The organism is Halegenticoccus tardaugens, from assembly GCF_004116405.1.
GTDB classification, from domain to species: Archaea; Halobacteriota; Halobacteria; order Halobacteriales; family Haloferacaceae; genus Halegenticoccus; species Halegenticoccus tardaugens.
Genome location: NZ_SDIC01000005.1, coordinates 301,826 through 315,486 on the forward strand (window position 1 = coordinate 301,826; position 13,661 = coordinate 315,486).

General features: G+C 61.4%; 13 protein-coding genes. 9 read left to right on the forward strand and 4 right to left on the reverse strand.

Going from position 1 to position 13,661, the window contains the following annotated elements; translation table 11 throughout:
- The first annotated feature begins 56 nt into the window (after positions 1-56).
- Positions 57-428 (forward strand): VOC family protein, encoded by a 372-nt coding sequence (locus C3L37_RS15470; RefSeq protein WP_129115495.1) that lies wholly within the window; start codon positions 57-59, stop codon positions 426-428.
- Between the two features lie 20 nt (positions 429-448).
- Here C3L37_RS15470 and C3L37_RS15475 read toward each other — a convergent pair whose 3' ends face one another.
- Positions 449-1,360 carry an HpcH/HpaI aldolase/citrate lyase family protein gene (locus C3L37_RS15475; protein WP_129115496.1) on the reverse strand — a complete coding sequence of 304 codons (912 nt, stop codon included), beginning with the start codon at positions 1,358-1,360 and terminating at the stop codon, positions 449-451.
- Positions 1,361-1,814: 454 nt separating this feature from the next.
- Here C3L37_RS15475 and C3L37_RS15480 point away from each other — a divergent pair, with 454 nt between their 5' ends.
- From C3L37_RS15480 to C3L37_RS15490, 3 genes are all read left to right on the forward strand, one after another.
- Positions 1,815-2,573, forward strand: a complete 759-nt coding sequence (locus C3L37_RS15480; protein WP_129115497.1) for an IclR family transcriptional regulator — start codon at positions 1,815-1,817, stop codon at positions 2,571-2,573.
- A gap of 1,319 nt (positions 2,574-3,892) precedes the next feature.
- Complete coding sequence (locus C3L37_RS15485) at positions 3,893-4,651, forward strand: bile acid:sodium symporter (protein WP_164974766.1); 759 nt, start codon at positions 3,893-3,895, stop codon at positions 4,649-4,651.
- Between the two features lie 32 nt (positions 4,652-4,683).
- Positions 4,684-5,952, forward strand: a complete 1,269-nt coding sequence (locus tag C3L37_RS15490; protein WP_129115499.1) for an RNA-guided endonuclease InsQ/TnpB family protein — start codon at positions 4,684-4,686, stop codon at positions 5,950-5,952.
- A gap of 112 nt (positions 5,953-6,064) precedes the next feature.
- Here the strand turns inward: C3L37_RS15490 and C3L37_RS15495 are convergent, their stop codons facing one another.
- A complete protein-coding gene (locus C3L37_RS15495) occupies positions 6,065-6,784 on the reverse strand; it encodes a haloacid dehalogenase type II (RefSeq protein ID WP_129115500.1) in 720 nt (239 codons plus the stop codon).
- 171 nt (positions 6,785-6,955) lie between these two features.
- Between C3L37_RS15495 and C3L37_RS15500 the strand changes: the two genes are divergently transcribed.
- A complete protein-coding gene (locus C3L37_RS15500; protein ID WP_129115501.1) occupies positions 6,956-7,165 on the forward strand; it encodes a hypothetical protein in 210 nt (69 codons plus the stop codon).
- A gap of 56 nt (positions 7,166-7,221) precedes the next feature.
- On the opposite strand, the gene C3L37_RS15505 is transcribed toward C3L37_RS15500, so the two are convergent.
- Together C3L37_RS15505 and C3L37_RS15510 are read right to left on the reverse strand one after the other, a co-directional pair.
- Positions 7,222-8,394, reverse strand: a complete 1,173-nt coding sequence (locus tag C3L37_RS15505) for an MFS transporter (RefSeq protein ID WP_129115502.1) — start codon at positions 8,392-8,394, stop codon at positions 7,222-7,224.
- 555 nt (positions 8,395-8,949) lie between these two features.
- Complete coding sequence (locus tag C3L37_RS15510; protein WP_129115503.1) at positions 8,950-9,276, reverse strand: hypothetical protein; 327 nt, start codon at positions 9,274-9,276, stop codon at positions 8,950-8,952.
- 232 nt (positions 9,277-9,508) lie between these two features.
- On the opposite strand from C3L37_RS15510, the gene C3L37_RS15515 reads away from it, so the two are divergent.
- From C3L37_RS15515 to C3L37_RS15530, 4 genes are all read left to right on the forward strand, one after another.
- Positions 9,509-10,654, forward strand: coding sequence for an MBL fold metallo-hydrolase (locus C3L37_RS15515; RefSeq protein WP_129115504.1), 1,146 nt, complete (start codon positions 9,509-9,511; stop codon positions 10,652-10,654).
- 263 nt (positions 10,655-10,917) lie between these two features.
- Positions 10,918-11,322 (forward strand): helix-turn-helix domain-containing protein, encoded by a 405-nt coding sequence (locus C3L37_RS15520; protein WP_129115505.1) that lies wholly within the window; start codon positions 10,918-10,920, stop codon positions 11,320-11,322.
- A gap of 169 nt (positions 11,323-11,491) precedes the next feature.
- The gene (locus tag C3L37_RS15525) at positions 11,492-12,553 is read left to right on the forward strand and encodes a glycosyltransferase family 4 protein (protein ID WP_164974767.1); all 1,062 of its coding nucleotides are present in this window, start codon (positions 11,492-11,494) and stop codon (positions 12,551-12,553) included.
- A complete protein-coding gene (locus C3L37_RS15530; RefSeq protein ID WP_129115507.1) occupies positions 12,550-13,656 on the forward strand; it encodes a glycosyltransferase family 4 protein in 1,107 nt (368 codons plus the stop codon). The genes C3L37_RS15525 and C3L37_RS15530 overlap by 4 nt, the downstream gene beginning before the upstream one ends.
- Positions 13,657-13,661 lie beyond the last annotated feature (5 nt).

Here is a 13,661-nt window from a genome sequence, read left to right on the forward strand (position 1 = left end):
ATCGCACGCATTGCCGCCGACAGTACCGTTAAGACGCGGCTCGCGCGAACCATCCCATGGATCTGATCCACGTCAATCTCAACGTCGCAGACGTCGACCGCGCGCTGGAGTTCTACACCGAGGAGTTAGGGTTCGAAGAGACGTGGGGGTTCGACGCCCCGGACGGCGAGACGGTCCACCGGTACGTCGCCGCGGACAACGGTATTGAGATCCAACTGTCCGAGACGGAAGGCGAAACCTCCTTCGAGGAAGGCACCGCGTGGGACCACGTCGCGCTGCTCGTCGACGACGTGGATGCGGCGTTCAAGGCGATCGAGAACCACGGTGTCGTCAAGGAACCCGGCGATCAGCCGGAAGCTGGCGTTCGAACCGCCTTCATCCGCGACCCGGACGGACACAAGGTCGAACTCGTCGGGCCGCTCGAATAGAAGAAGAACGTTTTTCGGCGCTACAGTATCCCCGCGGCCTTGGCCTTCTCGACGATCTCCTGGGCCATCTTGTTCGTCGCCTCGTCGACCATCTGGCCGTCCACGGAGACGGCGCCCTTACCTTCATCCATCGCCTCGGCGTACGCGTCCACGATGCGCTGAGCGCGCTCTGCGGTCTCGGTGTCGGGGGCGAACACCTCGTTCGCGATCTCGATCTGGGCGGGGTGGATCGCCCACTTCCCGTCACAGCCGATCATGCTCGCGTTCTCGCACGACGCGCGGAAGCCCTCCGGATCGCCAATGTCAGCGTACGGTCCGTCGATGCAGGGGAGTCCGGCAGACTTCGCCGCGTGGTTGCACCGCGAGAGCGCGTAGTGCCAGTAGTGACCGGGATACTCGGGGAACTGGCCGATGTCGAGCCCGGGCGTCCCCATCGCTGCCGAGTAATCGCCCGGTCCGAAGATGATCGAGTCGAGTCGATCGCTCGCGTGTGCGATTTCGTCGACATTATTCATCCCGAGTCCATCCTCGATCTGCGGTTCGAGCCCCACCGAGCCGACTTCGAGTCCAGCGTTGACTTCGACCTGTTCGAGCAGGTTCTCGACGGTGTGAACGTCGCTCGGCGACTTGACCTTCGGAATAATGACGTCGTCGATAGACTCGCCCGCTGCGCTCACGACCTCGATCAGGTCGTCGTACCACCACTTCGTGTCGATACCGTTGATGCGGTAACTGAGGATCTTTCCGTCCCAGTCGTGGTCCCGGGCGGCGTCGATCAGCGGGTCGCGGGCGTCCGCCTTCTCGTTCGGGGCGACCGAGTCTTCGAGGTCGAGAAACACCTCGTCGGCGTCGCTCGCGGCGGCCTTGGCCATCATCTTCTCGTCGCTCGCTGGCGTCGCTAACTGCGTCCTGCGTAGTGTGACTGTTGTCATCGTTCTACACTCGCGGTGGTAAGGGAGATCCCATAAAGATTCCCCATGGTGACGGCGCACGTGGCGATCGTCACGTCCTTTGTTGACGATTCACACAACCTGAACGTGATTGAGTGGTACTCAGTTACGTAATTGAAGCAAATCGAGGTGATTTAATAACGAATATCCAGAGACGTCCCCCGCGACCCTCCGCAATTTTCGCTCACCCCCCGGCTATCCGGATACTCACCTAGATTCAGCCTGTCTGAACAGTCGATCAGGAAGGCGGCGCACCGTCGCGTTCATCACCGAACGATCGAACCGTCTGACGGGAATTCTCGACCAAATCGCTCCGTAACCGGCGTGTTATCGTCAGAAAATTATCAGACGGGTGGGAATCGTGCGCCGCGCGTTCACCTTGTCTGAACACGTGGTTCACCAGAGGAGCTAAGGTTTCAGCTTTCGAACGGGGGCCATGCAATCGGGCGCACCATCGGTACAAGCCACCGAAACGAGCTTCAGGATCATCGAAGCGCTAATGGCTCGCGAAGGGGCAGGGGTGACGGAGCTGTCACAACACCTGGAACTGCCGAAAAGCACCGTGTACAACCACCTGAAGACGCTCGAACGGAATGAGTATGTGACGAAACGGGAGGGCACGTACGACATCGGGCTTAGATTTCTCCAGTTGGGGGAATACGCGCGTAACCGAAGACGCGTAACGAAGATCGGCCCGCCGGAAATCGACAAGCTCGCAGAGCAGACCAACGAAATGGCGAACCTTCTCGTCGAAGAACACGGACGCGGCGTCTTCGTCTACAAATCGAAAGGACCGGACGCAGTCCACATGGACACCCACGAGGGGAAACGCGTCCACCTCCACACGACCGCGTTCGGGAAAGCGATAATGGCGTACCTGCCGGAAGAGCGCGTGGACGCAATCATCGACCGCCACGGCCTCCCGCGGGCCACACCGCACACCATCACCGACCGAGACGAACTGTTCGACGAACTCGAGGTGATCGAGAAACGCGGGTACGCGTTCGACCGCGAGGAACGACTCACCGGGCTCCAATGCGTCGCTGCGCCCGTCATGACGGACGACGCGATCGTCGCGGGAGTCAGCGTCTCGGGACCGAAAAGCCGCATGCAGGGCGAATGGTTCACCGACGAGCTTCCGTCACTCGTCAAAGGGACGGCCAACGTGATCGAAATCAACCTTACCTACAGCTGACCGTCTGACAGGCCTATTCTCGTAACGGTAAGAGACATTATTAGTTCCAGAAGCAACACCGAACATTCTTACTGATAGTTCGAACGTATTGTGGCAGGGTGACTATCTAGTACGGTAGTACGACAAGAGTAACGATATCGGAGAAGATGTTGACAACGATCACATACTGTCTTACTGTTGTCATACGTTCGGTGGTTACAGAAATTTGGAAAGATGACGATCCCGAAAAAGTACAATCTGTACTGTATACGTTCTCAATCGGCAGTGGTTGGATTGCCCCAACCAAAGTGAAATTCTCACGCCAATCACCGGATGACTCAACTGAAATAATTATTTTTGCCGATAAATCGTGAGGAACACCGGATCAAAAATCTCGTAGTCTGGAGGGGATCGCAACGGTGCGGTGCCGGTTTGTTCTCGAATTAGCGCGAAATCACGCGGCCTCTGCCCGTGTTCAGAACGTTCTGGGTACGTCTAATGAACGTAAATTTTCAGACTTCCAACGGAGATTGAGATTCGTTTTCGATACGGGATTGGTGCCAGTGAACTACTCCCACCTATCGCGCTCGGGGTTACCCACCCCTCGCTTCTTGAGGTGGGAGCTTCCTTGTTCACCGACGTGACGTGCAGATTCACCGGGAATCCACAGCGGTCGCAGTCTCCGAAGGCGTCGATTCGGCCTGTCCCGTGCCTACGTGTCCGCACTGCGCAGTGCGTGGGAGGCCTTGAGGGCTTCAATTCCTCCTACTATCACGCACACGTACCGCTTTCGTGAGAGAGTATATCACGCTATCGTACGTGTAAGACCACCAAAGACGGCGCTGTATCCCCCCCTACTCGCTCCCTTCGGCGCTCGGTGAGGATGGGGGCTTAGCGCCTGCAATTCAGCTAAACGATCGCGGACGGTCGTGGTAAGGGGCGTTCGCGAAGTCGCTGACGTCGAGTTCGCCTGCGACTTGACGGTACGGCTGAACCGGCCTTCGGTCGACATTCGAATGTCAAATTTCGAGATAAGATCGTTGGGAAGTGAGTCAGAACAAGTTACAAATAATTTGAATGAGCCTCCGAGATCTATTCACGGGAAGCCTCGCCGTTTACGGCGAGGAGCATGTCACAGTTCGGTTCCCCTAGCCACAGAGAGCGCGTCGGTGGGCCTCAGCCTCCGAGAGAGATCGATCGGCGCAATATATTTAATCGGGCTACACGAATCGTGTTGAGGACAGCCGGTGACAAACTGACAATAGAGAAAGTATTTGATTTCACAGCTAATCGAAGGGTACATCGGACGATTGAGGAATATTTTCCTCGTGATACTAGCGGTGAGCACGGGGGTTCTCGGCCCGGATTTCAGCCCCTATCTCGAACCGCTCATCACGCCACTAGTGATTTTTCTCGTCTACAGCTCGCTCCGCGGAGCACGTCTTGACGAGATCGAATTCACCTCCTACGCGTTTCTTGTTCTTCTGTCCGTCTTCGTCGCATACGTCGTAGTTCCCACGGGGGGAATACACGTCGCAGAAGCGTTTCTGACCGACGGTGCTGTCGTCGGATTCGCGATCGCGCTCTCGGTGCCGACGACCGCCGGAAGCGCAATTATCTGGACTCGTTTCTCGCGCGGGGACGTCCAACTCGCGACGACGATCTCTCTCGTTTCGCTTCTGGCCGCACCGATCGCGACGCCGATCATTCTCACCCACCTTATCGACACTCAGTCGGCCGTTTCGGCCGGGTCCGTTCTCGCGGACCTCGCATTGATCATCGTCGGCGGCGGGTTGCTCGCGCTCATGATCCCATCGAACGCCGTCTCCGTTCGAACCGTCGACGCCGGCGCGATGCTCGCCATTTTACTGTTGATTTACACGAGCGTCGCACGGATCGAATTCTTCGAAACGGTCGGACGGGCCGTCCTCGTGATTGTCGGCGTCTCCGTCCTTCTTCTCGGCTTCGGGCTGATTATGGAGATTACAAGGCTAAAACCCCGTCCTTCAGGGCGGGGATACAGCCGACAACTCCTACCCAATCCACCGTCGAGGGCAAGACAGGATATTCCACGTCCCCAGTCGTTACTTTTAAAATGATATTCATCATAAGTACTTATGAACACAATACGATGCTGGAGACGACCCGCACCTATCGAGCGAAAATCGTTAACCACCAACAGGTGAGCGACGACCTCGATGACTGCGGACGCTCAGCATCCAAACTGTGGAACGTCGCTCGCTACCACGCCCAACAAGAGTGGGAAGAAACCGGCGAGATTCCGTCCGAAGCCGACCTCAAGCGCGAATTAAAAGACCACGAACGCTACAGTGACCTGCATTCTCAGTCAAGTCAGCGCGTTCTTGAAGAACTCGCTGAAGCGTTCAACGGCTGGTTCAAAAAGCGCAAGAACGGCGACACCGACGCGAATCCTCCCGGCTACCGAAAGCGAGGCGACAACCATCCACGCTCCACCGTGACGTGGAAGCAGAACGGCATCAAACACGACGCGAAGCACAACCAACTCCGCCTGAGCAAGGGCTTCAACCTGAAGACCCACCGCTCGGACTTCATCCTCGCAGAGTACGAGACGCGACCGGACGTGACCGTGGAGAACATCCAGCAAGTCAGAGCCGTGTGGAACGGCGACCGCTGGGAACTCCACCTTGTCTGCAAGGTCGAAATCCCCGTTGAGGACGCACCCGGTAACAAGACGGCGGGTATCGACCTCGGTATCAAGAACTACCTCGCCATCGCCTACGAGGATGGGGACGCGGAGTTGTATCCGGGGAACGTGCTGAAACAGGACAAGCACTACTTCACGCGAGACGAGTACGACACCGAGGGCGAAAACGGCCCGTCACGCCGTGCGCTTCGCGCTCGGCAGAAACTCTCTCGGCGGAAAGACCACTTCCTGCACGCCCTCGCCAAGCACATCGTTGAACGGTGCATCGACCACGAGGTCGGTCGCATCGCCATCGGGGACTTGAGCCAGATTCGAGAAGACGAGAACGGCGACTCGCGGAACTGGGGTAAGCGCGGGAACAAGAAACTCCACGGGTGGGAATTTGACCGCTTCACCACGTTGCTCGAATACAAGGCCGAAGAACACGGCATCCTCGTAGACCGAAAGAGTGAGCGAGAGACGTCAAAGACGTGTTCGTGTTGTGGACGGAAGCGTGACGCGAATCGTGTGGAGCGTGGCTTGTACGTCTGCGAATCGTGCGGAACGACGATGAATGCAGACGTGAACGGTGCGGTAAACATTCGCAGAAAGATAACTCAGAATCCCCCAACGAGGGATATGAGTAACGGTCGTTTGGCACGGCCAGTAGCCTACCTGTTCAATCAAACCTCGGGGCGTTTCGCACCGAGCGAACAGGTGGGTTGCGAACCTTAATATCCCAACGCTCGGGAATCCTCGCCCTTCAGGGCGGAGAGGATGTCAACGCCGATGTCGCCACTTGACGTCTTCCCGCCGGTGTAGGGGTCAGCTTTACCGGGCGCTCGCCTCACTCGTCCGAAAGGAGTGCGTCGGCGAGCGCCCCGGCGTCGTCGACGACAATGTCGGGGCGGTGCGGCCACCCGCCGTAGGGATTTCCGTGACGGTTCAGGAACGCCCCGCGCATCCCGACCGCCTTCGCCCCGACGAGATCGAACGTGTGGGCGGTCACGAATACGACCTCGTGCGGGGCGACGTCGAATTGCTCGCAGCAGAGATCGTACGACGCGCGATGAGGCTTGTACGCGCCCGCGTCCGCCACGGAGACGATTCCGTCAAGATCCGTCTCGAAGTTCGAACGGACCGCGGCGAGCATGTCCGGGTCGCCGTTCGACAGCCCGACGAGCGTGTACGTTTCGCCGAGACGCGCCAGCGAAGCATCCACGTCCTCGTACGGTTCCAACTCTTTCCACGTTCGGATGACGGCGCGCACTTCCACGTCCGGAACGTCGAGGCCGAGCTGTTCGAGCCGATACGTGAGCGCGCGCCTGCTTATCTCCTTGAACGGCGTGTGTGGTCCCGGGATCAGCGAGTCGACGAGCGAGTCGCGGAAATGCATCGCCAGGTACCGCCGAAGGAGAATCTCTGGCTCGTAGTCGCTCGCGTGTGAGTCGAGGAGAGTTCGAAGTGCTGGCACGAGCGTCGCTTCGCGGTCTAAGAGCGTATCCCACAGATCGAACGCCAGTACCTTTGCTTCCTCGCGGATCGTTTGTTCGGCAATCGGTGTCATACGTCACGGTTCGGCGGAGATCACGTAAAGGTACGCGAACGCAGAAGCGCGTGGTCGACTGGGCGGTCGCCGACCGCCGCCGCGCCATTCGTTTATTCAACCCATCATTGATCGTAGAAAACTAATTTATTCGGCCAAAAAATAAGGTACGGTGGCTCAAACAGTCACATCATGACCGACGAGCGCGAGGAGCTACTCCGGCAGCTGAACGAGAAACAGGCGGTCCACGGCGTGGATCCCGAGACAAGGGCGCTCATCGGTCTTCTGAGCGCGACGGTACTCACGCTCGGCGAGGAGATCGACGACCTTCGCCAACGGATCGAGAAGCTCGAAAGCACCGACGAAGAACAGCGGAAACGAGCGTGGTATTCGGAGCGGTGACGGCCGGCGTCGACGCGGGCGACGACGTCCTTGCCAAAGTCGAAGGGTCCGGCGGATCAGTACCCCGCCCCGAGCGACCAGTTCGCGACGAGGAGACACAGAACGAACGCCAACAGCGCGATCAGCACGCCGAACGAGACGGCCCACCCGAAGAGATCGGCAAACAGTCCGACCGCGATGGAGCCCGCCGAGGCGACGATCATGTACACCGTCCGGACGAGTCCGAACCCGACGCCGCGTTCGGCCTCGGAGAGGTGATCCATGAACCGCGGCATCACCGCCGCCCCCCAGCCCATGCTGAGACCGAGGAGCAGGACACCGATCCCGACAGCGGGGAGTCCCGGACAGGCGACGAGGAGCGCGAGGCCGACGACGCCGGCGACCATGCACAGTGCGATCGCGAAGTCGCGGCCGTACCGATCCGAGACCGACCCGACGCCCACCTGTAAGACGCCCTGGACCACGAAGTACGCCGCGAACAGCGCCCCGGCGAGCGTCGAGGAGTAGCCGCGGTGCTGAACGAAGAACGTCGGCAGGAACGAGGCGATCCCCTGCCACGTAAAGTCGGTGACGATCGCGATGACGCAGGTGAAGACGATCGCCGGTCGGGACAGCAACTCGGCGATCGGCCGCAGCCTGAATCGGTCGCGCATCGGCCGGTTGGGACGGCGCGGCTCGGTCGGGCGCACGCCCCACAGAAACGCGACGAAGATCGGGAGCGCGACGACGACGGCGATTGCGACGGCCGGTCGCCAGCCGTACCGGACGCCGATCCAGGAGACGGCGACGGGCGTGAACAGGCCGGCGGCCGGCGCGCCCGCGTTGTGGAACCCGATCGCGGTCCCGAGGTCCTCGTACGTGCGGGCGAGCAGCGCAGTCGCCACGCTGTAGTGGAGACCCGCGGCGACGCCGAGCAGGACGGTCCCGACGAGGAAGACGGCGAACTCGGGCGCAACCGCGACCGCGAGACACGTACACCCCGTTCCGCCGACCGACGCGAGGATGACGCAGCGTTCGCCGTACCGGTCGGCGAGGACGCCGCTCGGAAACTGAACGATCGCGTACGCGAGCCACATCCCGGACAGCGCGGTCCCGATCAGTGCGTTTGAAACGTCGAACTCGCTCGTGATCGCCGGGACGACCGGGCTGATCGCCAGCCGCGCGACCATCGTGACAAAAAACGCGAGCGTACAGAGAGCGAGGACCGTGTCGCGGTATCGCCAGTTCATCGAATACGTGCTCGATTGTCGAAGGACGAAGAACGTAGCTCTTCTGATGATCGGCTCGCCGTCTATCGATACGGCGAACTCACCCTTCCGAGTCGCCCTGTTCGCAAAAGGGGGTGTGTCAAAGTTGTGGGTTGGCCCAGTCGTGTGCCTGAGTGCACCCGAGAGGGGGTATTCCGCGGGGAGGTAAAAATCCTCCGAGACGCGACGGTACCGCCGCGGAGCGAGCGGAGGCTCGTCGACGCCTAATCGCGTTGAATGCGAGCTAGCCCATTATTTTGCCATCTACAATAAGAAAGAATTATGTCGATCACCCCGAATTACCGTATTGGGGTGACGATGCGGTGTGTCGAAGCGCGAGTCCTTTCCAAGGTCGGGGTCCGGAGGACGATAGACACGCGTCCGCAGAAGGGCGAGGGACGCGCACGAAGCGCGCTGGGCACGGAATCTGAATCACCCGTGTCATACGGATAGTTCGTGCCGTACGGATGGTTCGTATCATACGGATAAGTCAGATGAGACGTATTATCGGTGATGTTCGAATTATTGGGTACGCGTCTATCGGCGCATTCGTTCCAGCGCGTCTTCGTCGAGGCTGCACCAACGGCCGTGTTCGTCGGTGGTGACCGGAACGTCTCGTCCGTAGAGCCAGCCGGCGTCGTGCCATGAGTCGAGTCCGAAGGCGTCAAGGAGGGCGTCGAGCAGCGGATCACCGACGTCGTCGCGCCAGAGCCGATTGTCCAAGAGCAGTTCGACGCGAGGGCCGAACGCGGTCTCTCGGACGCGAACGCCTCGAACGCGTGCGACGGGCGTCTCATTCGCAGCGGACGTCCCTGGCGCTCCCTGCGCCGCCTGCGGAGTCGTGTCGCTCGAACGGTCACTCACAGTCGGGTCGTCTCGACGTTTCATTTTGGGCATGTCTATTTTTCGGTTTCGAAATCGACGATACGGACGGCCCCGAGAGCGTCCAGGAGTTGGAATTCGACGTGTTTCGGCTCGGATCCCCGTCCACCGCTTGGACGCAGCCGATGCGCGGATCGGTGACGTTCGTCGCGGGGATCACCGTGACCAAGCCAATACGTTATAGTACGTACAATATCGTACAACTACGTGAACGATGTTCGACCAGATCACTGCCGAGCAACTGGCCGAAAAGCGGGACGCGGGCGAATCGTACGCGCTCCTCGACACGCGAACGGAGGAGAGTTATGAGGCTTGGCGCATCCCGGGCGCAGAGAGCATTCCGTTCGGTCCGACGGAGACGCTTGACGACGAGGGGAAGAAACGACTCGACGAACTGATCGACAGCCGACCAGTCATCACCATCTGCGGGAAGGGCATTACCTCGACGAACCTCGCGGCGGAACTCGACGCAAACGGCTACGAGGATGTGACGGTCGTGAAGGGAGGGATGCGCGACTGGAACGACGTCTACGAGCGGGTTCCGATCGACGTCGGGGACGACCTTGTGGTCGTCCAGTTTCAGCGCCGCGCGAAGGGCTGTCTGAGTTATTTGGTGGGATCACGTGAGGCCGGCGAGGCGATCGTCGTCGATCCGACCCGACATACGGACCAGTACGTCGTGACCGCGGCGGAGCTGGGCCTGCGAATCACGCGCGTCGTCGACACGCACGTCCACGCTGACCACGTCTCCGGCGGACGGGAGTTGGCGGAGCGCCTCGGCGTCCCCTACCACCTGGGCGCGCACGCCCGAGATCGGGGCGTCGCGATGGAATTCGATCCGGTCGAGGACGGCAACGTGCTATCGGTCGGGGACGTCGAGCTGACGGCGTTGCACACCCCCGGACACACATCCGAACTCACGAGCTACCGGATCGGCGACGAGGCGATCCTCACGGCCGACGCGCTCTTCGTCGACTCGATCGGCCGAACCGAACTCGAGTTTGACGAGGATGACGCGGCGACAGGCGCGGAGATGGCCTACGAGACGCTCCACGGGACGCTCGCGGAGCAGCACGCCGACCTGCTGGTCCTTCCGGGTCATGTCACGGTCGAGAACGACGGCCACTACCGGAACGGTTCGCCCGGCGAACCCGTCGCCGCGGCTCTCGGCGAGGTCCGCGAACGGCTGGACGTGCTCGATCTGGACGAGAAGGCGTTCGTCGAACAGATGGTCGAGAGCGTCCCCGACAAACCGGCCAACTACGAGACGATCATCGGAATCAACCGCGGGAGAGAGCGCGTCGACGACCCGGTGGCTCTCGCCGACCTCGAAACCGGTGCGAACAACTGCGCGGCGTGATCTGAGCCGCGGCGGGTCGCCACTCGCCGTCCGGTTTCGGCGGGAGTCCACCAGCAGAATGGCGCTGTGTCCCCACGATCATCGACGATCTGTCGACGTGCAAGAGTAGGAAATATTCACCTATATCTACGACGCACCGTTCGAATAACGATTTCCCGTCGGTTCTGTTCGCGAACGTCGATTCGGCCCGTCCGACGGGTGACGGCGGGGTTGTGTACGATCTATGCAAGGCCTTATGGTTGTCGCCCGCTTATAGCGAGCAAATGGCTGACTCGATGGCGGAATACCTACAGAAGGACATGGAGTGCGAGGGACTCCTCGAGTGTATCCACGGGCTAAAGGATCTGGATCGGCAGTGCTTCGAGGTGCTGACCGAGAGCACAGAGCCGCTGACAATCGACGAGGTGGCTGCGGCGGTCGACCGCGAGCGCTCGACGGCGTATCGGTCGGTCCAGCGGCTACTACAGGCCGGTTTTATCCAGAAAGACCAGGTGAACTATGAGCAGGGCGGGTACTACCACGTCTATCGCCCGACCGATCCAGACGAGCTCGCGGACGACATGCAGCGCATGCTCAACGACTGGTACGCGAAGATGGGACAGCTCATCCAGGAGTTCCGCGGCAAGTACGAGACCCGATCGGAGCAACCGGCGCCCGTCAAAAACTGAGAGTTTCCCGTCGTAGATTCCGGCAAAATACGCGGACCAAAATGATCCAATCGCGCGGAGGTTCGCCCACAACGGTATTATGAATCGCTCTATAAGAGAGGGGTGAATGGCCACTATCGCGGTCGTACATCCAAATCTCATGATACGTGGCGGTGCCGAGTCGGTCTGTATGCACGCACTTGAAGCGCTCCAGTCGGAGCACGATCTCACGCTGTTCACGTTCGAGCGTCCCGACATCGACGAGCTGAACGAGTACTTTCGGACGGACGTCGTCGACGTTCAGGTCCAGGTCGCCGGTTCCATCGGGCCGAAACTGCGGGAACGCGCCGGTCATCGGTTTTTGAAACTGCAGGCTGCGCTGCTCGGCCGATACATCCGTCGTCACGAGGACGGATTCGACCTGATACTGAGCACGAAAAACGAGTTCTCCTTCGAGACGCCGTCGGTGCAATACATCCACAGCCCACAGTTCGCGAAGGCCGATCCGGGGCTCGACAAGGTTGACCCGATAAATCAGGCGTATGACGCCGTCTGCCGGGCTCTCGCCGGAGTCGACGCCTCGCGCATCGAGGACGCCGTGCTGCTCGCAAACTCGGACTGGACAGCGGGCGTTGTCGCGGACGCGTACGGTGCGAGCGCGGAGACCGTGTATCCGCCGGTGAACACCTCGCAGTTCCCCCGGCGCGCGTGGGAGGATCGCGAACCGGGCTTTCTGACGATCGGTCGAATCGGGCCAAGCAAGCGCATCCTCCAGAACGTCGAGGTCGTCGCCACGCTCCGCGAGCGCGGACACGACGTGCACCTGCACGTGATCGGTCCGACGACCGACGGCGAGTACTGCGACCGGGTCAGAGAGCGGGCGGCTGAGCTCGAATTCGTCCACGTCGAGGGCGCCGTTGAGTACGACAGATTGCTCGATTTGATCGCGAGTCATCGGTACGGTCTCCACGGTCGACCCTACGAGCACTTCGGGATCGCAGTCGCGGAGCTACTCGCCGGCGGGACCATCCCCTTCGCGCCGAACAGCGGAGGCCAGCGCGAGATCCTGGCTGAGGATCCACGGCTCCTCTACGATTCCCCGAAGGAGGCGGTGACGAAGATCGATCGCATCCTCTCAGACGACGCGCTCCAGCGGGAGATCAGGGAGAGCTTTCGAACGGACGACCTGCCGTTCGACCGGGAGGCGTTCGAGGAGAACGTTCGAACCGTCGTGGAGCGAGCAAGCGCATGAGGGTCGGCATTAACGCGCGGGCGTTATCGAAGCCCAATCCGGCGGGCGTGAGCCGATACACGCGAAAGCTCGTCGACGCGCTCGCGAGGGAGGAGCGCGGATCGGACGCGACGTTCGTCCTGTTCGGCGTCGACGCTGTCCCGGAAGGGTTGGCCGCCCACGACAACGTCGAAAGCACCGGGGTTCCCGTGCCCGCCCACAGCGGGCTGCGGGCGCACCGATGGGAACAGCTGGAACTCCCGCGCGCAATCGGCCGCGTCGACGTCGACGTGTTTCACACCCCTGCCGGACAGCCCCCGGTGTTGGCTCGCGTCCCCCTCGTGACGACGATCCACGACATCTCGCCCGTGGTCCACCCCGAGTGGTTCTCCCGGAGCTACGCCGCGCTCTACCGCGTTTTGACGCCGCTCGCGGTCCGCGCGTCGGATCGGATCGTCACCGTCTCGGCGTTCGCGCGCGACGAGATCGTCGACCGGTACCCCCGCGCCGCGGGCAAGACGGTCGCCGTCCACAACGGGCTGACGCCGCCTTCGCCTGACGGGCCCACCGTGGACGGCGTGCGATCGGGCGAGTTCCTCCTGTCAGTCGGATCGATGAATCCGCGGAAGAACCTCCGACGACTCGTCGAGGCGTACGGCCGGTACCGCGAGCACGCCGCCGACCCGGCATCGCTCGCGCTCGTCGGGCCGACCAAGAGCGTCTTCGCCGACGCGTCGATCGAGCCAGGCGAGGGCGTCGAGACGCTCGGGTTCGTCTCAGACGAGGAACTGGGGTGGCTGTACCACAACGCGGCCGCGTTCGTCTTTCCGTCGCTCTACGAGGGGTTCGGACTGCCGATCCTGGAGGCGATGAGCGCGGGCACGCCGGTCGTCACTGCCGACCGGGGGGCCATGGCGGAGGTCGCGGGCGACGCCGCGTGCCTTGTCGATCCCACCGATTCGGACGCGATCGCCGACGGTATCGAGCGGACGCTCTGCGACGCCGACGCGCGCGAACGGCTCGCGCGGCGGGGCCGCGAGCGGGCGGCGGTGTTCACGTGGGAGCGTGCGGCGAGGCGGACGGCAGAGGCGTACAGGAGTGTCGCGCGCGAGTCGTCGCGGTGAGCCGG

Bases quoted from the DNA above. Each gene is read 5' to 3' on its own strand.
- C3L37_RS15470 (WP_129115495.1), top strand. From the start codon at position 57: ATGGATCTGATCCACGTCAATCTCAACGTCGCAGACGTCGACCGCGCG.
- C3L37_RS15475 (WP_129115496.1), bottom strand. From the start codon at position 1,360: ATGACAACAGTCACACTACGCAGGACGCAGTTAGCGACGCCAGCGAGC.
- C3L37_RS15480 (WP_129115497.1), top strand. From the start codon at position 1,815: ATGCAATCGGGCGCACCATCGGTACAAGCCACCGAAACGAGCTTCAGG.
- C3L37_RS15490 (WP_129115499.1), top strand. From the start codon at position 4,684: ATGCTGGAGACGACCCGCACCTATCGAGCGAAAATCGTTAACCACCAA.
- C3L37_RS15495 (WP_129115500.1), bottom strand. From the start codon at position 6,784: ATGACACCGATTGCCGAACAAACGATCCGCGAGGAAGCAAAGGTACTG.
- C3L37_RS15500 (WP_129115501.1), top strand. From the start codon at position 6,956: ATGACCGACGAGCGCGAGGAGCTACTCCGGCAGCTGAACGAGAAACAG.
- C3L37_RS15505 (WP_129115502.1), bottom strand. From the start codon at position 8,394: ATGAACTGGCGATACCGCGACACGGTCCTCGCTCTCTGTACGCTCGCG.
- C3L37_RS15515 (WP_129115504.1), top strand. From the start codon at position 9,509: ATGTTCGACCAGATCACTGCCGAGCAACTGGCCGAAAAGCGGGACGCG.
- C3L37_RS15520 (WP_129115505.1), top strand. From the start codon at position 10,918: ATGGCTGACTCGATGGCGGAATACCTACAGAAGGACATGGAGTGCGAG.
- C3L37_RS15525 (WP_164974767.1), top strand. From the start codon at position 11,492: ATGCACGCACTTGAAGCGCTCCAGTCGGAGCACGATCTCACGCTGTTC.
- C3L37_RS15530 (WP_129115507.1), top strand. From the start codon at position 12,550: ATGAGGGTCGGCATTAACGCGCGGGCGTTATCGAAGCCCAATCCGGCG.